The following is a 20,014-nucleotide window of genomic DNA, read 5'->3' on the forward strand; positions in this document are numbered from 1 at the left end:
CAACTTTATCTCGATAACCTCAAAGTATCGAGTTCAACTTTATATCCATGACTTGCACTTACAACTATTCAGACGAGTTCGACTTCAACAGCGATGATGATTCGCTGCAAATCTTTCCCCAATTCCAAAGCGGAGAAATCATCAACGAGTTAGAAACGATCGCTATCGATATTCTAGAGATGATTTTAGGCGATCGCTTCCGTTACTGTCCCCAAGTTCCCCTAGAAATCATCTGTTCCCGTCCAGAAACTTTCACCCGTCTTCCCATTGAACTTTGGAAATTTTGGGTGAGTTCCAGAGTCGATATCGCCTTGATGGAACGCGGTTATTGTGCTAGTCGCAAAGCCACACTGGTGATAGAATGTCAATCTCATTGGCACGATCGCCCAGAGGTGCAGGTGCGCGATCGCAAAAAAGCCCGACTCCTTGCATCTGTTGGCGTTCCCTTAGTATACCTGCGACAAATCGATCGCGATCGACGCTTCTATCGTTTCTACACTCCCAATGGACAAAAAGAAGTCTTCTACAACTCAATTACCCAACAAGGACGGACAGAACTGGAAGCCTTTTTGCAACACTATTCAACACAGTTGACAGTTGACAGTTGACTCTTAGACTATAATTTTTCTGTGTAAGTCCTGTAATTAACACAGGACTTACATACGGCATCTATCCAAATCGAAAATCAATAATTGACAATGGTATTACTCCCACTCGATCGTACCCGGCGGCCTAGAAGTAATATCGCATTTTTTGCTCTGATCTACTGAATACTTTGTACCACATATAGATGGAATATGCTGGATGATTAGAAATACCGATCGCCACTAGGACAACGGTACAACATGGGTGGGAATTTAGCAAACAAGCTTTACTTTCTAAAATGTTTAAAAATGTGTCTTACAGACGTTTTTTAAATATAAGTTAGTGGCACATTTATCTATTTTTAGCCCTGAACGCATTAATACCTTTATAACCTGGTTTTTTACTATTATTAAAGGCTAATTACGCAGTTTGTTTGTCCATCAAACCCGGTTTATGGAAACCCGTGCGTCCAAGAGTATATCTTCCTTTACAAAGGTGACTTGATTCCGATTTGTGGTATATTTTCTGGGCGAGGGGATGTTTTAGGACAATGTTCGATATGAAACGTTTAAAATTAAAATCAATGCTGGTGGCGGCGATCGCGATCGCCCTTTGTTTAATTGCGATCGCCAGCTACGCCCAAGCCAACAAGACTTTAACACTGGCGACTTCCCCAGACTACCCGCCCTATGAATTTAAAGATACGGCTGTTAGCGGCAACGAAATCATCGGTTTTGACATCGACATTGCCAAATATATTACTAAAAAATTGGGCTACGAGCTGAAAGTAATTGGCATGGATTTTAACGGCTTAATTCCCGCTTTGCAGGCGGGAAGAGCCGATTTTGTGATGGCTGGAATGACTCCCACAGCAGAAAGGAAAAAAAATGTTGCTTTTTCTGACCTTTACTACGAAGCTCAAAATACAATTGTCGCCAATAAAGGCAGCAATTTGACCAAAGCTGAAGATTTAGCCGGGAAAAAAGTAGGCGTTCAACTCGGAAGCATTCAGCAGGAAGCTGTGAAAAAAATGCCCGGTGTGCAACTGGCTGCTCTCAATAGGATTCCTGACATCATTCAAGAAATTAAATCGAACCGCATCGCCGCAGGAGTGATCGAGGATACTGTCGCTACGGGTTATGCAGCAGCGAACCCGGACTTGGAATTTAACACAATCCCGAATACTGAAGAAAGCGGTTCGGCGATCGCCTTTCCGAAAGGTTCGAGATTAGTTCCAGAATTCAACCGAGTCCTCCAGCAAATGAAAGCCAGCGGTCAAATTAAGGAACTAGCTACTAAATGGTTTTCTCGACCAATTCCGCAAGAACCTGCTCAAGCAAATCAGCCTCCGGTAGCGCCCAAGTTCGGGTTAGATTTTGGCAAAATCGTGCCGAGTTTGCCTTATATTTTGTCCGGGATTGGGGTAACGCTAACTTTTACCTTGCTGTCGGCATTTCTCGGATTTATCTGGGGAATTGTGCTGTCTCTGTTTAAGATTTCTAGCATTAAACCGCTGGCTTGGTTCGGTACTGCTTATACTTCTATTTTTAGAGGAACGCCGCTAATTTTGCAGTTGACTTTAGTTTATTTTGCAACGCCGCAGCTTACGGGCTATAATATATCGGCGCTGCAAGCTGGCGTCATTACTTTTTTCCTGAATTCTGGGGCTTATATTTCCGAAACAATCCGCGCGGGAATTCAAGCCGTAGATAAAGGTCAAAAAGAAGCCGCAGAATCCCTTGGCGTTCCCTACAAACTGATGATGGGCGATATTATCTTGCCGCAAGCGTTGAAAAACATCTTGCCTGCATTGGTGAATGAAAGTATTGCTTTGCTGAAGGATTCAGCTTTAGTTTCAGTAATTGGCGTAGAAGACTTGCTGCGCCGCGCTACAATTGTGGGAGCAGAAAATTATATTTACTTTGAACCTTTGATATTTGTCGGTGCAATTTATTATTTGATGGTGCTTAGTTTAACTTGGGGGGCCAATGTACTCGAACGCAGACTCCAAAGTAGCAGTTAAGGTCGATCGCCTGTATAAATCTTTTGGCAATCTGAAGGTTTTACGCGAGATAACTACTGAGATTCACAAAGGAGAAGTGATTGCCATTATCGGCCCTTCGGGGTGCGGCAAGTCTACTTTTTTGCGGTGTTTGAATTTACTGGAAATTCCGACTTCGGGACACATATACATTGACGGGGTGGATATTACTTTGCCGAAGGCAGATATTATGAAAATCCGCCAGAAAGTGGGGATGGTTTTTCAGCATTTCCACTTGTTCCCGCACATGACTGTGCTGCAAAATGTGATCTATGCGCCTGTAAAGGTGAAGCAAATTGCTAAGGAGGAGGCGCGTCTGAAGGGGTTAGAATTGCTGGAAAAAGTGGGTTTGTCAGATAAGGCTGAGGTTTATCCTTCTAAGCTTTCGGGGGGACAAAAACAGCGGGTGGCGATCGCCCGCTGTTTGGCTATGGAACCGGATATTTTGTTGATGGACGAACCGACTTCTGCACTCGATCCAGAAATGGTTAAAGAAGTGTTAGATGTGATGAAAGCTTTGACGAAAACGGGAATTACAATGGCAATTGTAACTCACGAAATGGGTTTTGCGCGGGAAGTCGCCCACCGGATTTTGTTTCTCGATGGCGGAAAGGTGGCGGAAGATGTGCCGCCGCAGGAGTTTTTTAGCAACCCGAAGTGCGATCGCGCCAAGCAATTTCTGGAAAAAATGCTTTAATTCATATAAGGATTAGAGTTTTTAACCGCAGAGGACACAGAGGACACAGAGAGAGTTAGAGGAGAAAGAGAAAGTTGCGGTAGGGTGCGTCAGTTTGAGATGCTCGATCGCCACGGAAAGTATAATAATGTTGATTCGAGGATTAACGTGGTAATTCTGTTAGAAAAAAGAGAGAATTCTTTGAATCACCTGGGTATTAAAATTTTTAGGGAAGCGGTGTCTTTCCTGAGCGTGATCGAGAAAGAAAGTCTTGGGATAATAAGCAAGACCGGCTTCCATCTCGCTAATCTTTTCTAATAAGGGTTCGATCAGATCGATTTTGTCGGGATGGCGATGTTGGATGAGAGTCGCAGCATTCCTAAAATGCCGCCCCTCATCCTGCGTCACCAAATGTCCTACGCGAGCAAAGCCGTTCCCGTAGTGTTGGTAGAATTCCTTAATATCCCGGTGATAAGACCACACGGAACCCATTTCGTCAAACATTAAACCAACTAGAATGGTGAATTCGTTCTCAATCAAAAACGCGATCGGTTCGAGTTCATGCACCCGACTCTGGTTTTTTTGGTCGATCGCCTCTGGGGACAAACCTGATACCATGTGATAGACCTTACGTAGAGCAACGTAGTGCCGCAATTCGTCTTGCAGCCAAAGTTCGATCGCACTCATGAATTCTAACGAGAACTCCGAACTGCGAGATACCAGATGCTCGTAGAGTGGCTGACTGTCTCCCTCAGAAAACACATCTCGGCTGAGGAGATCCATAAATCCAGCCTGAATTGTAGGCGCGACTTCGGGAATTTTCAACTCATCGGCAATAAATTCATCTACACTCCACTCACTGCTAAGAATTGGAATCCCCCGGACATCATGAGTTTGTAATTTCATAGTTTTTATGATTAGAATTTAAGTATTCACCAGACGATCGCTCACGATATGCGGAACAATTAAGCAATGTCGTCCGGTGATCGGATTGGTATCTCCGCGCAATACGATGCCGGATGGAGTATCGCCGACAATCCAGGAACCTACGACGAAGTGGTAGCCAAAATATTCGGGCAAGGGTTGATAGGACTGAATAATGAATCCTTCGCGATCGTAGCCCATCGCCTCGCGGATATGAACGGCTCCGGCAACAAAATCGCCTGTTTCAATAGAAACCCCAACACCTTCTAGACCGACGAGGGGCTTTTTGACGTGCATTTGGGTCAGCAATGCTGTGGATTCGATCGAGATAGTATCTGTGAAGAAAGTGGGTAGCAAGAATTGAGCGTACACTGGGTGGTTGCCAAATAATTCCCACATCCACACCATCGCTCCTTTATTGCTTAAAATCTGTTTCCACAGCGGTTCAATAATTTTCACGTCCCCTGCTATCAGGCGCGATGCTAGGGCTTCATCTGCGTTAAAGGATTGGCTGGCGAGTTGCAAATCCAGCCAATCGACGATTTTCCACAGCCGCAAAATCCGATTATTGAATTGATCGACAAAAAATCCTTCTTCATCCACGCCCAGATGGTTACGCAATCCTACAAGTTGGGTGAAGAAGCGATCGTTTCCCAATTCTTGATTAATAATTTCGACCAGTTGTCCTGCCATCTCGGTATCTTCTGACAGATGCTCGTCAATTAACAAGCTCAGACCGAACTGCTTTAAATCATAATGACGACTTAGAGTGCGGAATCGACCCGCAACTTCATCCCAAAAGTTGTTGAACTGATCGGCATCGTTGGGAAGCGATCGCAAATCTCGGCTTGTTTTTTTCATGTCATCTAACCACAGCCATTGATAGACTGTTTCTGCACCCAAGAGAGGAGTTTCGCCGTTGATTTCTAGAAGGCTAATTTTTCCATCTTCAGTGACGGCAAGATCGAAACGGGTATAAAGAGACATATCTTCTGCTTCGTCAACCCGATCCCACGAAACCTGAATTGCTTCCCAGAAAGCAGGGGGAATAGCGAGTTTTTTCATCCGATTTTCTAGGCCATCAGCGGTAAAAAACCAGTCCAAAAACTCCCGGCACATATCCCAAAGAGCCTCAGTAGCATCCCAGATCCTCGCCTCTTCCTGGCGGGAAAACATCACCCCAAAGGGACGGTCTAAGGCTTCTGCCCAGTAGCGTTGGTTGATGTCTGCAAGAGGCTGACATTGGTAGGCGTTCTCTAATACGTGCTGCTGCCAGTTGCGCCGTCGCTGAAACAAAAAGGGATACATGGATGAAGCACCTTGTTAGTGACACTGGAGAATATGGAAAAATAGAGAAAAATCGGTCTTGGTTACTTTCCTCCGCTTCCCAAAGGAGCCGTGGAACGGACTGCGCTACCAAACCTCCCTCGTCCTTTGATGGTTCCCTGAGCTGCGTGGCCTGCGGGGCGATTTGGGGTGTCGCCACTGGAGGAAAAGTAGGGAGAATCTAGCGGTATGCCCTGTAGGGGACGAGTAATCTGGGTTCTATCTGGAGTTACAATTCCGATGTTGGAGCGGTAAACGGGTTGCACTGGATAAACCGTGTAGGAGCCGCCGTTGACGCCGTTAACCACTGTTGGAGGGGCATCATCATCGACATCATCGGTGAAATAGAAGCCGCCGAACTCTGGTCGCCATCCGGGGGTAGCAACGCTGGAATTCGATACCTGCGAGCAAATGCTTGCTGTGTCTTCTTGGCATTCTGGCTGCGTGCGATACACGGGCGTAATGCGTTCGTATTCCTGCATTGCGTACCGGAACTGGGCCTGACACTGCTCTTTGGTGAACCCGTTGCTTTGGTTCATCGCATCTACAATACATTGCTGTTCGGATTCGTAGTAGCGTACTTCGTTGCGTTCGTGCAACATGGTATAAGCAAGATAGCCTAATCCACCGATCGCCAGTACACCTGATGTAATTAAAAGGTAACGAATTGTTGTCGTTCGATTGTTGTTATGAGTCATGGCTAACCAGAGGTTAGAGTCATTATTTCAAAGAACCTGTAATGTGATGAATTTGCTGCCAATGAGATGATTGGATTTACACGGTACGCCACAGTTCAAGTAATTTACCTAAGTCTGTGAGTTGGAACTCAGGACTTTGATTATAGCTTTTACTACATGGCCCGATTCAGGGATTCCTCGATCGCAGCAAATTATCTTCCTCAAATATTTGATTTCAAATTCGCCTTTTTGGACTGCGCTGATTTCGCTGCCGATCAAGCTTTGCCAAAGCAGCACCCGAAACATCCGCCAGAATACTAATTATCCGATACAAAGCCACCGCACTCAAAATTATACCCGTAGAAAAGCGATCGGACAACAGGGCGATCGCCGTTGCTTCAAATACTCCCATTCCCCCGGTGCTCCCGGTACGACTAAACCGACAACAGGTGGATCTTACTTTGCCGAAGACAGATATTATGAAAATCCGCCAGAAAGTGGGGATGGTTTTTCAGCATTTCCACTTCCGCACATGACTGTGCTGCAAAATGTGATGTCTGCGCCTGTAAAAGTGAAGCAGGTTAAATCGCATGAGGCGCGTCTGAAGGGGTTAGAATTGCTGGAAAAAGTGGGTTTGTCAGATAAGACCCAGGTTTATCCTTCTAAGCTTTCGGGGGGACAAAAACAGCGGGTGGCGCTCGCCCGCTGTTTGGCTATGGAACCGGATATTTTGTTGATGGATGAACCGACTTCTGCACTCGATCCAGAAATGGTTAAAGAAGTTTTAGATGTGATGAAAGCTGTGACGAAAATCGGAATTACAATGGAAATTGTAACTCACGAAATGGGTTTTGCGCGGGAAGTCGCCCACCGGATATTGTTTCTGGATGGCGGAGAGGTGGCGGAAGATGTGCCGCCGCAGGAGTTTTTTAGCAACCCGAAGTGCGATCGGGCCAAGCAATTTATGGAAAAAATGCTTTAACAAGTTTGTAGTGAGAACGTCAGTCCTTCTCAAAGTTTAATCAGGAAGAATAAAGTCGTCACTACGAACTAATTTTTTGGTGCGATTTCGATGGCGAAACCCGCTGACAGAGAGTCAGATAAGAAATAAAATGTTTAAATGAAAGTGAAATTTGCTACATTAATAGTGCCTGCAGAAACACTATTTAAAACCGCTAGAGTTTCCCCAGTCGGCACAAATTGAATCACTGTTGCACCGTTATTTTCAGTAATAGTTAATAGCTCGAATGTCAAGCCATTAGCTAGCATCAGCAAATCTTTTCCAGCTTCAAAATCGGCAATAATATCGATACCAGAGTTGGCAGATAGTAAAAAGTGATCGCTCCCAGCACCTCCAATTAAACAATCATCCCCCAAACCGCCAATCAGAGTATCATTACCTTGGCCACCAATCAAAGTATCATTTCCCTCGCACCCATCTAGCAAATCATTGCCAGCACCTCCAGTCAGACAATCATTGCCAGCACCTCCGCAGAGGGTATCATCACCCAAATTGCCGTAGAGAGAATCCTCGCCTTCGCTGCCGAAGATTATATCATTTCCTCTGCCTCCAAATGCGAGATCGCTGCCTTTGCCACCGTCGATAAAATCAGCACCTTCACCGCCAAAAATTAAGTCGTCGTCTTCTTTACCATTTATTGAATCATTTCCGCGATTTCCGAAGATGATATCTTCGCCTTCACCGCCAACAATGATGTCATTGCCCTTGCCACCAAAAAGGATATCATCTCCCTGGTTGCCGTCAATAAAATCATTGCCTCGGTTGCCATAAAGGAGGTCGTTTCCTTCACCGCCGTAGAGGTTATCATCGCCTAAATCCGCATCAAAAATATTCGGATTTGAACTGCCGTAAAAAGCATCATTTTCCGGTGTGCCAAACCCAATTTTACCGCTACCATTGCCGTTGATAATGTTGTCAGCTTGGTTTGGGCGATCGACTTTTGGATACTCAATAGTATTGCAAATGCAGTCAGTATCACTTCCTGGTGTAACAACGGGTAATGATGGTGTTGGAGTCGAAGTCGGAGTTGGCGTCGGAGTTTCCGCAGGCGTCGGAGTTGGAGTCGGAGTCGGAGTCGGAGTCGGAGTTTCCGCAGGCGTTGGTGTTGGAGTTGGCGTTGGAGTTTCCGCAGGCGTCGGAGTTGGCGCAGGCGTCGGAGTTTCCGCAGGAGTCGGCGTCGGAGTCGGAGTCGGAGTTGGCGTTGGTGGAGTCGGCGTCGGAGTTTCCGCAGGAGTCGGAGTTGGCGTCGGAGTTTCCGATGGTGTCGGCGTCGGAGTTGGTGGAGTTGGCGTCGCAGTTTCCGCAGGAGTTGGCGTTGGCGTTGGTGGAGTCGGCGTCGGAGTTTCCGCAGGAGTTGGCGTTGGTGGAGTCGGCGTCGGAGTTTCCGCAGGCGTCGGAGTTGGCGTTGGTGGAGTCGGCGTCGGAGTTTCCGCAGGCGTCGGCGTCGGCGTTGGTGGAGTTGGCGTCGGAGTTTCCGCAGGCGTCGGCGTCGGAGTCGGCGTCGGTGGAGTTGGCGTCGGAGTTTCCGATGGTGTCGGCGTCGGAGTTGGTGGAGTTGGCGTCGGAGTTTCCGCAGGAGTCGGCGTCGGTGTCGGCGTCGGTGTCGGCGTCGGAGTTGGTGGAGTCGGCGTCGGAGTTTCCGCAGGAGTCGGAGTTGGCGTCGGTGTCGGAGTTTCCGCAGGCGTCGGAGTTGGTGTCGGTGTTGGTGTCGGAATCGGCGTTGGTGGAGTTGGCGTCGGAGTTTCCGCAGGTGTTGGAGTCGGAGTTGGCGTCGGTGGAGTTGGTGTCGGAGGTAGTGGGTTGACGGTAATATCCACACGATCGACATCTGTTTGAGCACCGCCTAATTCTGCTGATGCGCGATCGTTTGTCGTCAAAGTCAGCGTATCGGTGCCACTAAAATTCGGATTCGGCGTATAAGTTAAACCATCTAAAGCAGCATTAATATCAGCCTGTTTTCCCGTATAAATCAGGATATTGCTGCCATTCCCCGTTCCCGTAACTCCCGTCAGCGACTTGAGTGTAAGAGTCCCGCTGGTAACGCTGAGATTAACTTCCACCGACTCGCTATCTGAATCGGATACAGAGATACTATTGCCGTTGCTAGCAGAGAAGATGCGAGGAGTATTTTGAGTCGTCGTTTCTTTGCCGATATCAGTCGCAATATTGACACTCCAACTGGCAATATTTCCTGGAGTAGTAGCATTGGAAACTTTAGAACTATATTGGTTGGCATCAACTGCATACAATTTCCAAGTGCCGTTGGGGTTAGTTTTGTTAAAAACAGAAAGAGCCGAACCGTAAGGTCCTTCTGGTGCCCCTGTAGGTGTCGGCGTACCGCTGGTATACGAAAAGGAATAAACATCAATAAAATTGTTCGATGAATAGTTTGTAGGTTTGTAAGTTCCTGAAGCGATCGTCGTTGGTACTGGGGAACTAGAAAGAGTGGACAAAAAAGAGGCTGCATTATCATCCAACTTCAGCGTGACGCTGTTAAGTGGTGCAGATGAAACGTAAGACATTAACACCACATTTTGTCCCTCTGGACCAACTAGCAAGAGGTTGAGGTTCTGCGGTTCACCGGCGACAGTGACACCAGAGCCATCAAAAGTTTGAACATTGTTGAGAGCGATCGTAACGCTGTCTACTTTTCCTGTTACACCTGAAACGTCTATAGCAGACGGATAGGGTGTCGCTAAAACGTTAAATCCACCTTGTCCACCTTGTCCGCTGTTGATGGTAATTTTATTCGGGTTAGTTGTAGTGGTGGTGGTTCTTCCCGGTATTGAATTAATAGGAGATTGATTGCGACGGGAAAATTCCGAGGTATCGCCTGTAGTTTTATTAGTAGCAGTAGCAGCGAGAACCGGTTTCCCTGCTACTGGAGTGTAGGGGAAGTTGATATTAGCATTGCCAGCGCTATCTGTAGTAACGTCTTGGAAGCCAAGGAAAGTTTGACCTTGACCTGCACCTGCTGGGTCATAACTGCTATTAGCAAAGAATTCGACGCGGAAGTTGGCGTTAGGAGTGCTGTTGAGAATGCCACTAACTGTATTGCCACTAACTGAGGTAAGGAGAGGGTAGTTTTGCAGATTGTTGCTACCTGTATCAGCGTCACCTAAATCATTAGGAGTGACACCATTATTACCGATTAAGTCAATTCCTAATCGTTTGTTATTAAATATGCTATTACCTTGTATGGTGTTACTGCCTAGAGTTCTATTAATCTCAATACCGCTGCCATTATTGTTAGCAATGATATTACCTTCTCCAGGTGCAGTGCCGCCGATAGTATTAATAGTATTATTCGAGTTTTCGCGTAAGATAAAAATGCCATCACCCTTGTTACCTAAAGCTATTGTCCCCGTGGCATCAGTCCCGATGTAATTGCCAGTAATTTTGGTATTTGTTGCTGCTGGATTCACAACAAATATGCCTGTAGCGCCAAATATGCCTGTAGCGCCGTTGCCAGAGATGACGTTGCGGGAGATAATATTACCTGTTATGGGGATGACATTAGGAGGATTGTTTTGAGTGTAACTTTCGATTCTGATCCCAGCGACAGTGTTGCCTACAGCAGTCGTACCGCTAATATCAGTACCAATGTAGTTATCTTGGATGGTATTGTTATTAGTTGTCACCCGAATGCCGTGACCTATCAAATCTTCTCCGCCCTTTCCAAATCCGTTAATAACCAATCCTTGAATGGTACTTCCACTGGAATTTTCTGCGCCACCATAAAGGCTTTTGCCTAACTCTAAACCAGTGAGAAACTTAGAGTTGCCCCCAGATGACGAGCCTGGTTGTTTTACTAAACTGCCATTGAGTTCTATAATTGGTTTACCAGCATATCCAGGTTGAGATTTGCCATCGATAATAACTGGGCTGGTGATGACAGGTAAGGCTTGATTAAGGGTAATGGTATAAGGGCCCGTGCCGGGAATGTTAAACTCAATTGTGTCTAATCCGGGATTGGAATTGGCTTTGTCGATCGCATCTCGCAGAGACTCTGTACCGCTATCGAAAGTATTTTTAACGGTATAGGTATTCAAAACAGACGCATAGTTTTGCATCGCCTTTGACTCGAAAGCTAGGGGCGATTTGATGTTGCCAATTTGTGTTTCGAGTTCCCAATTGCCTCCTAATTTTGCACTCCCGGTGAGATGCTTGGATGCGGCGATATTTGCACCAGTGAGGGATGCAATGCGGTGGAGGAAGTGCTCACCATCTACGGCTTGTTCATCAAGTCCGCTGGAGGTTTCAATTCTCGTTTCACCCAAGTATTCTAAGGCTGGTTCGCCCTCGATTCCGCCGTTCGTTTCAACCCCCGTCTCATAGCAAACGTCCTCTTTAGAGGACTGTTTAATGAAATTGTTTTCAGTCCGTTTCAACCGACTTTCGCTTTGAGACAGGGAATTTATTCCCTGGCGGACTTTCTGACAAGCGCGGGATGCTACTGCTACATTGCAGCCGTAAATCAGGATGTCTGCATCAATTGTTAAAGCGCGTCGCCATTGCTGCCATTGCTGGCTATAATCTTCTAGGTTATCAACAGACAGTCTGGTTTTACCGAGTTGCAAGCTTCCGGGTTCGCCGTGGGAAACTAGATGAATGCTGTCAATATTGGTGCGATTCGCTAACACTTCGCTAATTTGTTCGACTCCATCTCTGTGGGAGTCGATAATTATTGCTTCAACTCCCGATTTCACTCCACCTAGAAGTGTTTGATAGTCTGCTACTGCCGCATCGATAAATACTATTGTACTGGGGTTCTTCGGCCGATCGCTCTTTTCCCCAAAACTCCCTTTGCCCGCGTTCATTTCATTCGGAAGTTTGCTCGCACCTGCTGATAAAACTGGCATCATGGCTGTGTACCCTATATCCTAAAGTTAACAATTTTTCATAAATCCAGGACTACCAAACCGGAACTCAAAAACAACGTTTCTTTGACGGTACCAATACCTAAAATTGTAATTTTTATGAGAGCAACTCGGTTTGCTTGCCAGTCTTAAATTTATTGATTCAAACTATATTGTTTGTGGCTTTGTTCTTGATGAACTTAAACAGATTCTTTGAAAAAATTCTGTCTAAGCTCAACTATACCAGCATACGTACGTAAGCAAAAAATCTTAATAAAAATACATATTTTGGACTATGCTAATCGCGGCAACTCCGCTGGCAGTATACATTTTCCCAGTCACTTACTGCGCCGATCGCGCTGGCGATCGAGCTTTGCCAAAACAGCACCCGAAACATCGGCCAGAATGCTAATTATCCGATACAAAGCCACGGCACTCAAAATTATACCCGTAGAAAAGCGATCGGACAGCAGGGCGATCGCCGTTGCTTCAAATACTCCCATTCCCCCCGGTGCACCCGGTACGACTAAACCGACAACAAAGGCAAAACAAAAAGCACCGAACAAGTTGGGAATATTGCTAAAGTTCACCGGAGTTAAAGCCGTTACAGTTAGCAAAAAACCGCAGCCCCGCAATCCGATAAAACACATTTGTCCGATTAACGGCACTAAAGGATAGCGTTTAATTGGCAAATTAATTTGGCGGCGGGACTTGACACCCAATGTTTTTTTAGTTAGATTGGAGGTAGACTCTGTAGGAAAATTTAGTTGAGCCTCCGCCGCCTCCTCAGCCTTTGAAATTTCTCCATTGTTCTTGGATAACTTCAACCGCTCTACAAAGAGAACGATCGGATTTAAAATGCGGGGATGAATCGCCGTTAAAATAGCAGCCCAACCGAGAATCCGCACAAACCAATTGATTTTATCAAAACAAATCAACCCAATCAAAACGCCCGCAGAAGCCATCAGCAGCGGTTCCAGCAACACGCTGAGAGTAGCAGCTTTGGGGAAAATCCCTGCCTTTTTTGCGTCCAATATTCGACCCCAAAAATGCCAAATATTCCCCGGCAAATACTTGGCAATATTAGTTTTGAGAAAAACTTGAATCGCCCAGGAGGCAGTTACAGGTTGGCGGAATTCTCGCAAAATCAACATCCACACCCAACCGACAAAAATTAGAGATAATAAAGTGACGCCGAGGGCGATCGCCAGCAACGGAAAACTTTCGGCTCGAATTTGGATATTCGCGATTTCTCGCCAGTGAGTTAAAAAAGCTTTGGCAATAAATAAAAACGTCCCGCCCAAAATCAAATAGCGCAAATAAGGCTTTAAATGCGACTTCGCGAGCTTCAAAAAATTCTGAATTCGATGCAAGTGTGGTTTTCCCATTTTCCGATCCCGATTTTGAATTTGGGATTAAGTTATACTGTTTGAGATTTTATATTTTAGAGGGGGTAAGGCGGAATTGTGGTTGATTTACACGGCATGATATGGCGGAATAAATCTGTTTAACCTAACCTATGCAGACCTCTACAGACTGTGCCTAATGCCCGCCTTACAGACTATTTAGGGGGTTTTTAACCACAAACTTAAATTTAAAATCTAAAATTTAGATCGATATACCTCGCTAGGAGTACATTTCTATGCCCGGCCCGAGCCCTGACGGTCTTTCCTATCTTTTAGATGATAGCCCCAATAGTTTCGCCTTGACTCCGGGCTTTTTGACTCCTTATCCTAACGGATTTTTTGCCCTTAGCGGCAACGATTTTATTATCGGTTCGTCGGATGCCGATCGCATCAGCGGCGATAATGGTAACGATCGCATTCTCGGCGGCAGCAATTCCGATACCCTGTTCGGGGGTGCAGACAACGATGTGCTTAACGGCGGTGTCAGCAGCGACATCTTGTTTGGCGATGCCGGCAGCGATACCTTGCAGGGAGGTAAGGGAGATGACGCCCTCAACGGTGACTTTGGCAGCGACGTTTTAGTGGGCGATGGCGGCAAAGATATGCTGACAGGGGGTTTGAGTCCAGATACCTTTGTCCTCCGCAGCGACTCTGCAGTCACCGATCCGGCTGCTGCCGACGTTATTACTGACTTTAACAGTTTTGTGGATTCGATCGGCCTGACTGACAACCTTACCGAAGCTGACTTGATTCTCGAAGAAATATCGATCGCGCCCGGTATTTCCAATACATTAATTAAAATTCGCCAATCCAATGCTATTTTAGGCTTGGTAGCCAACGCATCTCCACAAGACCTCGCCGATACATTCATCTCTGCAACTACAGTATTGGGCAACCAACTGGATCAAGCTCGCGATTTAGGCATTTTGGGTGGCACTCAAACGATCGCAGACTCGCTTAGCAACGCCCGGCCAGACGGCCTTTACCGCTTTACTTTGCCTGCCACTAGCGACTTTAAATTAACTGTCAGCGGTTTGACGGCGGATGTTGACGTGGCATTAATTAAAGATCTTAACGGCGACAATTCTATTGACTTCACCGATATTATTGCTTCTTCTCAACAACCGGATTTATCGCCGGAGTTGATCGACATCAACGGTTTAGCCGCAGGAACTTACTTTCTCCGAGTTTATCAATACCAAGGCAGTACAAATTTCTCCCTCAATCTGTCTGCAACCCCGGCAACTGTTTTTACTAACAATGCGAGCAACTTGCAGGGTTTTGACTCTCGTTTTGGGTTCGGTTTGGTGAATGCAGCGGCGGCAGTTGCTAAAGCTCGAGGTACTGCACCTTTTCCTGACGTTCCCGACTTGGGCGGCGACGAGTGGGGCAGAGATTTAATTAAAGCTCCAGAGGTTTGGGCCCAGGGATTGACTGGAGACGGAATTGTGGTGGCAGTTATCGACAGCGGAGTTGACTACAATCACCCGGATTTGACGGGGAATATTTGGAGTAATGCGGGGGAAACGGGTGTTGATGCGATCGGTCGCAATAAAGCTAGCAACGGGGCTGATGATGACAACAATGGCTTTGTTGACGATTTCCGGGGATGGGATTTTGTCAACAACGATAATGACCCGATGGATGATAACAATCACGGCACTCATATATCGGGTTTAGTTGCTGCGAAAAAAGATGGGGTTGGGATTACTGGAACGGCTCCGACTGCGAAGATTATGCCTGTGAAAATACTTGATGGGGCAGGGGTAGGTAAAATTCGAGATGAAATTAATGCGATTAATTATGCGGTGGCAAATGGAGCAAAGATAATAAATGTGAGTTTGGGCGGCCTACAGTTGAATGCTCAAGAATTGGATGCGATTCGAGCGGCTGAAGCTCAAGGCGCGATCGTGATTTCGGCGGCGGGAAATGATGCTCGCCCACAAGTAGATTATCCGGCTCGGTTTGCCAATGAGGTAGGGATTGCTGTCGGTGGTGTTACCCGAAATGGCTTGTTTGGGAATTATTCTAACCGGGCAGGTGCGGAGACAATTAATTATTTTGTTGCTCCGGGCGGCGACGGTGGCACGACGGATTCTGGTGACGTTTATTCAACTGTGCCGCTTTCTCAACCGGGGATTCCCTATCGATATTTTGCGGGTACTTCAATGGGAGTGCCACAAGTATCCGGGGTGATAGCTTTGATGTTGCAAGCTAATCCGAGTCTGACTCCTGCTGATATTAAGAGGATTCTTGCGGAAACTGCGAATCGATCGGTTTGAATTTGATGCAAGTGCGATCGATCTACAATCCTCAATCTTCTACCAATTATTAAAAGCAAACCGTGAGGACACCGCAATGCCGTGTCCTACTCCCCGCGCCGGACACGCAATGTCGTGTCCCTACTTTTCATAATTGGTATTAAAAATTGGCGGCGTAAGTTAAGTCAAATTGGCGGCACAGGGTGATGCAGCAGTAGCTAGGTCGATCGAATACTAACTCGTAATTCATCTGCCCATCTATTTTGGTGATCGGCTGCTTTAAAGGGATGCCCTGAATATCGTATTGGCGGCGTTCTAAGGCACTCCAGTCGATAATTTTGAAGTCGATTTGGTTCTGCAACTCAGTTGCGATCAGATATAGGTGCATCTTGTCTTCAACTTTCCCAGTCAGGGGAACTTTTATTAACACTGACTGGGTGACGAGGGGTTTTTGGTCGTTGGGATGCTTCTGGGTGTGGCAGCTTTTGAGTTCTATATCGTAAGGTTCTACCTTGAATTTCTCTCCACTTGCGATCGCAGATGAGTGCAAATCTTTCAGGCACTTTTCTAGGTGAGGAATCAGCCCTAAGTCTGGATCGCACAGCAGTTTACGAATGTTGGAGGTTTCAGTGACTGTCATTTGAGATTTTTGATGTTATTTTTTTATTGTTAACTTTTAGCTTACCACGAAAAGCAAACCTATCGAACTATACTTGCGACATACTTCCAAAAATGGCGTTTATGGTCAGTATGTCGCAGTGAATAAGACATTTATTTTTTGGCAGCCCACCCGTGTTTTTTGCCTTAATGTTTGAGATTATTTCTTGGTAATTTTCCACAGACTAAGCTCAACATTAGCGTCAGCCCGCTCTATTTGATAGTTTTGTTGCTGAATTGCCGATCGCAAAGTAGGGGACGGTCTGTATAAAAACAACTCACTGAAACCGCCGGGAATTTGCGGGGGTTGGGGTTTTTTCTTTGCCAATTCTCGATTTTTGTAGCAAGAAGTGTAACAGCGAGGTTCTATTAGCAGTTGGACTTTGGGTTGCAGGTGATAACTTAAAGGCATGATGTATGCAATGTTGGTATCGCTGATTATCAGGGGATTGCTGGTAGAATTGACAGTCGTGGCTACTTCCAAGGCACGCAACCAACCGCTACCTTTATTCCACCAAATATCTGCTTGAGAACTAACTCCACCGGATACAATACCTGCGAAAAAAACTCCAACTATAACTATTTTCCAGAGTTTTTGCTGTTTGAAGTTCTCCAAATTGTTACTAATTTTCGCAGACAGCAGGTAAGCCACTGCTAGCTGAATTCCCACATAACAAGGAACTAAATATCGCGGATTTGCTGAGCGCCTTCCACCCTTGATTAGATCAGGTACTACTAAAAACAAAGCAGTTGTTGCAATTAATAACAATACAATCAACCACACTCGCTTTGGTGTTTGTCGGCATAGATAATAAAGGGCATAGCTGACTAAAGCTAGAACCATGATTCCAACTGGAATTACCAAGGCTAGTTGTGTAGCGTTGGCAGTTCCATCAATGCCAATATCAAAAAATGCTATGGTGATGGAACCAACCCACCTGCTGACTAATCTTAAGAAATTTGTTTGTTCTGCCCATACAGTTGTGCTTCTAACTTGATTGAAGTTTTCTACAGTATTTACGAGGGAAGGCATGAAGCAGATCAAAGCGATTAAAGCTGCTACATAATAGGAAATGAATGTTTTCACATCGCGCCAGTTGGCAATAACTGCGACGTAGATTGCGTGGGCGGCAGCGACGCAGACAAATAACAAGTGGGTGTACAATCCCAGTGTTGCTGTGCCTGCATAAAGCGCCCAGGAAAGAACGAGGGCGACAGCATTTTGAGTTTCGTCAGAGCGCATTGCTCGCAGCAAGGCCGCACTAGATAAAATAGTAGTTAATGTCCACAAACTGTACTGTCTTGCTTCTTGGGCAAATAGGATGTGGTAGGGAGAAATGGCGAAAATTGCGATCGCCATCCACGCTACGGCTGAAGATTCAAATAACTCCCAAGCCAGCCAATAAATTGCGGGAAATACTAGCAGGCTAATCACGGCGGCCAAACTTCTCATTACGGCAACGGAACTGCCGAACCATTGCGCCCAATATCGCGCTAGTACATAATACAGAGGCGGGTGTTGGGGGTCTTCTGTTACTAAAGAATTCAGGGTATCCCTTAAAGTTTTTTCGGAATTTATCTGCTGATATTTTTGTAAATCTGCAGGCGAGGTTATTTTCTGGTAGGAAATTTGTTTGATTATTTCGGCTTCAGTGTAGCCAGAAACTCTCAAAGAAGTATATGTTTCGTCGATCCAGTAAAATTTGCGATCGAGATTGGCGAAGCGAAATAAAATACCTATGACTAATACGGCGATAATAAAAAATCGCAGCCACTTGTCAAGTGAAGGGTTATGAGAATTTAGTCGATCGCAATTTTTCGGAAATTCCATTTTAAACAAGCTCACCTGCTTTTGCTATATAAAACATCATTTGTTGACTATTTTGCCTAGGATAATTTCGTCATTTTCCGCATAGATTGTTTGTATTTTATATTGATTACTTTTGGCAATTTTTGTCTTTAATTCGCGAGAAATACTGTACAAAAAAATCTCGTTAAAATTCTCCGGGATTTCAACATTATTTTTAGGTGGCATTAGTAATAATTTAGCTTTGGGATCGAGTTGGTGACTCATACCGAGTAAATTGCCGATATCCCATACAATATACTCTGAAAAGTCTGTTATGATTAATGGCTTAGAAGCTGAGTTGACTGTACGGGCGATCGAAACGTTAAGAAGAGAGCCAGATTTATTCCACCAATTATCTGCTGACACATAGAGGCAGCAAGACGCAATTCCCATTGAGAGCAGAACAACGAGAGCTAATCTCCACAGCTTTTGTAATTGAGCTGTAACTTGAACTTGAGTAAAAAAATAAGCCACAGATATCTGGATTCCTAAATAACAGGGAATCATGTAACGAGTGTTGACAGATCGAATCCCTCCCCTAATTAAGTCCGCTGGTAATAAAAATCCTACTATCACGAACGTTAATGTCACAACAAACAACCAAACTCGCATTTTCGTTTTACATACAAGTAAATAAAAAGAATACCCTACCATTATTAAAATCATTAAAATAACTGGCAGAGTAGATATCAAATATGGTCGTGACAAATTCCAGTAAAATCCCACATCAAAAAATTGATTGGTAATGTTCAATACCCAACTTTTTATCAATTCTGAAATAGGTCTTCTCAGAGACAGCCAGGATGTTTTATCAGTGGCATTGCCCGAGTTTTTTATAAAAGCTATAATCCAAGGAGACAGAGCAATCAATCCTGTTATTGATGCTAGCAAATAGCCAATTACCGTCTTGTTAAACCGGAATTTTTCGATAACTAATACATAGATTCCATGTCCTATTGCAACTATTCCAAATAAGAGGTGAGAATAAAATCCAACTACTAATGTTACACCATAAATTGCCCAACTACTGTTAGTTTTTAGGCGCATTGCTCGTAGCAAGACCGCGCTTGACATTAAAATTAACATGACAAACAAACTGTAAGGTCGAGCTTCCTGAGCATAAACTACCTGAAAAGGCGATACAGCTATTATGGCAACTGCTAACCAAGCTGTCACCGATGACTCAAATAATTCTAAGCATAGCCAATACATACAAGGTAATGCCAGCACGCTAAAAACCGCCGACAAACTTCTAGTTACTGCGATTGAATCTCCAAACAGTTGCACCCAGAATCTCACTGCGACAAAGTACAGGGGAGTAAGTTGAGACTCTTCTAATGCCAATCCTTTTACGGTGTCAAAAACGCTTTTCTCTGTATTTATTCGCTGGTACTTTTGTAGAGTTTTTATTTCCTTGATTTTACCGTCACCAAACTCTTGAATAAATTCAGATTCTGTATAACCCGAAATCCGCAGTGAAGTGTAACCTTCGTCTAGCCAGTAAACTTTTTTTTCGAGATTGGCGAAACGAAAAAATATACCCAGGACTAATATAACTATCATTAAAACTCTCATCCACTTGCCAAGTGAAGGATGGTGATAATTTAGCCTAGCACCATTTTTTGTATATTCCATTTTAAATAAATTCAATTATAACAACAGAATAGCCCAGCCCCGACTTCTTTGAACCAAGATAGCATATACCCGACTTCTTTAAGAAGTCGGGTATCAA

General features: G+C 45.1%; 13 protein-coding genes. 5 read left to right on the top strand and 8 right to left on the bottom strand.

The window, feature by feature from the left end:
• The first annotated feature begins 47 nt into the window (after positions 1 to 47).
• The 3 genes from QUA25_RS02280 to QUA25_RS02290 all read left to right on the top strand — a co-directional run bounded on the left by QUA25_RS02280 (position 48) and on the right by QUA25_RS02290 (position 3,323).
• Complete coding sequence (locus QUA25_RS02280) at positions 48 to 608, top strand: DUF2726 domain-containing protein (RefSeq protein ID WP_333035235.1); 561 nt, start codon at positions 48 to 50, stop codon at positions 606 to 608.
• Between the two features lie 536 nt (positions 609 to 1,144).
• Positions 1,145 to 2,608: an ABC transporter substrate-binding protein/permease gene (locus QUA25_RS02285; RefSeq protein ID WP_333035236.1), complete on the top strand. Its 1,464-nt coding sequence runs from the start codon at positions 1,145 to 1,147 to the stop codon at positions 2,606 to 2,608.
• Positions 2,574 to 3,323 carry an amino acid ABC transporter ATP-binding protein gene (locus QUA25_RS02290; RefSeq protein ID WP_333035238.1) on the top strand — a complete coding sequence of 250 codons (750 nt, stop codon included), beginning with the start codon at positions 2,574 to 2,576 and terminating at the stop codon, positions 3,321 to 3,323. Before QUA25_RS02285 ends, QUA25_RS02290 begins: the two co-directional genes overlap by 35 nt.
• A gap of 159 nt (positions 3,324 to 3,482) precedes the next feature.
• Here the strand turns inward: QUA25_RS02290 and QUA25_RS02295 are convergent, their stop codons facing one another.
• The 3 genes from QUA25_RS02295 to QUA25_RS02305 all read right to left on the bottom strand — a co-directional run bounded on the left by QUA25_RS02295 (position 3,483) and on the right by QUA25_RS02305 (position 6,250).
• The gene (locus QUA25_RS02295; RefSeq protein WP_333035240.1) at positions 3,483 to 4,208 is read right to left on the bottom strand and encodes a hypothetical protein; all 726 of its coding nucleotides are present in this window, start codon (positions 4,206 to 4,208) and stop codon (positions 3,483 to 3,485) included.
• A gap of 18 nt (positions 4,209 to 4,226) precedes the next feature.
• The gene (locus QUA25_RS02300; RefSeq protein ID WP_333035242.1) at positions 4,227 to 5,534 is read right to left on the bottom strand and encodes a glutathionylspermidine synthase family protein; all 1,308 of its coding nucleotides are present in this window, start codon (positions 5,532 to 5,534) and stop codon (positions 4,227 to 4,229) included.
• A gap of 62 nt (positions 5,535 to 5,596) precedes the next feature.
• Positions 5,597 to 6,250: a DUF1190 domain-containing protein gene (locus QUA25_RS02305; RefSeq protein ID WP_333035243.1), complete on the bottom strand. Its 654-nt coding sequence runs from the start codon at positions 6,248 to 6,250 to the stop codon at positions 5,597 to 5,599.
• 136 nt (positions 6,251 to 6,386) lie between these two features.
• On the opposite strand from QUA25_RS02305, the gene QUA25_RS02310 reads away from it, so the two are divergent.
• Positions 6,387 to 7,211, top strand: coding sequence for an ATP-binding cassette domain-containing protein (locus QUA25_RS02310; protein ID WP_333035246.1), 825 nt, complete (start codon positions 6,387 to 6,389; stop codon positions 7,209 to 7,211).
• Between the two features lie 134 nt (positions 7,212 to 7,345).
• Here the strand turns inward: QUA25_RS02310 and QUA25_RS02315 are convergent, their stop codons facing one another.
• Together QUA25_RS02315 and QUA25_RS02320 are read right to left on the bottom strand one after the other, a co-directional pair.
• On the bottom strand, positions 7,346 to 12,115 hold the full coding sequence (locus tag QUA25_RS02315; RefSeq protein ID WP_333035248.1) for a DUF4347 domain-containing protein: 4,770 nt from the start codon (positions 12,113 to 12,115) through the stop codon (positions 7,346 to 7,348).
• Positions 12,116 to 12,447: 332 nt separating this feature from the next.
• Positions 12,448 to 13,497, bottom strand: coding sequence for a UPF0104 family protein (locus tag QUA25_RS02320; protein WP_333035250.1), 1,050 nt, complete (start codon positions 13,495 to 13,497; stop codon positions 12,448 to 12,450).
• 254 nt (positions 13,498 to 13,751) lie between these two features.
• Between QUA25_RS02320 and QUA25_RS02325 the strand changes: the two genes are divergently transcribed.
• Positions 13,752 to 15,797 (top strand): S8 family serine peptidase, encoded by a 2,046-nt coding sequence (locus tag QUA25_RS02325; RefSeq protein WP_333035251.1) that lies wholly within the window; start codon positions 13,752 to 13,754, stop codon positions 15,795 to 15,797.
• A 139-nt stretch (positions 15,798 to 15,936) separates the two neighbouring features.
• Here QUA25_RS02325 and QUA25_RS02330 read toward each other — a convergent pair whose 3' ends face one another.
• The 3 genes from QUA25_RS02330 to QUA25_RS02340 form a co-directional block, all read right to left on the bottom strand.
• Positions 15,937 to 16,416: a hypothetical protein gene (locus tag QUA25_RS02330; RefSeq protein WP_333035252.1), complete on the bottom strand. Its 480-nt coding sequence runs from the start codon at positions 16,414 to 16,416 to the stop codon at positions 15,937 to 15,939.
• A gap of 177 nt (positions 16,417 to 16,593) precedes the next feature.
• Positions 16,594 to 18,264 (bottom strand): glycosyltransferase family 39 protein, encoded by a 1,671-nt coding sequence (locus QUA25_RS02335; RefSeq protein ID WP_333035253.1) that lies wholly within the window; start codon positions 18,262 to 18,264, stop codon positions 16,594 to 16,596.
• Between the two features lie 36 nt (positions 18,265 to 18,300).
• The gene (locus QUA25_RS02340) at positions 18,301 to 19,917 is read right to left on the bottom strand and encodes a glycosyltransferase family 39 protein (RefSeq protein ID WP_333035254.1); all 1,617 of its coding nucleotides are present in this window, start codon (positions 19,915 to 19,917) and stop codon (positions 18,301 to 18,303) included.
• Positions 19,918 to 20,014 lie beyond the last annotated feature (97 nt).

The organism is Microcoleus sp. Pol17C6 (assembly GCF_036701145.1).
In the GTDB taxonomy this organism is placed as follows: Bacteria; Cyanobacteriota; Cyanobacteriia; order Cyanobacteriales; family Microcoleaceae; genus Microcoleus.

Bases quoted from the DNA above. Each gene is read 5' to 3' on its own strand.
- QUA25_RS02340 (WP_333035254.1), bottom strand. From the start codon at position 19,917: ATGGAATATACAAAAAATGGTGCTAGGCTAAATTATCACCATCCTTCA.
- QUA25_RS02325 (WP_333035251.1), top strand. From the start codon at position 13,752: ATGCCCGGCCCGAGCCCTGACGGTCTTTCCTATCTTTTAGATGATAGC.
- QUA25_RS02300 (WP_333035242.1), bottom strand. From the start codon at position 5,534: ATGTATCCCTTTTTGTTTCAGCGACGGCGCAACTGGCAGCAGCACGTA.
- QUA25_RS02280 (WP_333035235.1), top strand. From the start codon at position 48: ATGACTTGCACTTACAACTATTCAGACGAGTTCGACTTCAACAGCGAT.
- QUA25_RS02295 (WP_333035240.1), bottom strand. From the start codon at position 4,208: ATGAAATTACAAACTCATGATGTCCGGGGGATTCCAATTCTTAGCAGT.
- QUA25_RS02315 (WP_333035248.1), bottom strand. From the start codon at position 12,115: ATGATGCCAGTTTTATCAGCAGGTGCGAGCAAACTTCCGAATGAAATG.
- QUA25_RS02305 (WP_333035243.1), bottom strand. From the start codon at position 6,250: ATGACTCATAACAACAATCGAACGACAACAATTCGTTACCTTTTAATT.
- QUA25_RS02330 (WP_333035252.1), bottom strand. From the start codon at position 16,416: ATGACAGTCACTGAAACCTCCAACATTCGTAAACTGCTGTGCGATCCA.
- QUA25_RS02335 (WP_333035253.1), bottom strand. From the start codon at position 18,264: ATGGAATTTCCGAAAAATTGCGATCGACTAAATTCTCATAACCCTTCA.
- QUA25_RS02290 (WP_333035238.1), top strand. From the start codon at position 2,574: ATGTACTCGAACGCAGACTCCAAAGTAGCAGTTAAGGTCGATCGCCTG.
- QUA25_RS02320 (WP_333035250.1), bottom strand. From the start codon at position 13,497: ATGGGAAAACCACACTTGCATCGAATTCAGAATTTTTTGAAGCTCGCG.
- QUA25_RS02285 (WP_333035236.1), top strand. From the start codon at position 1,145: ATGAAACGTTTAAAATTAAAATCAATGCTGGTGGCGGCGATCGCGATC.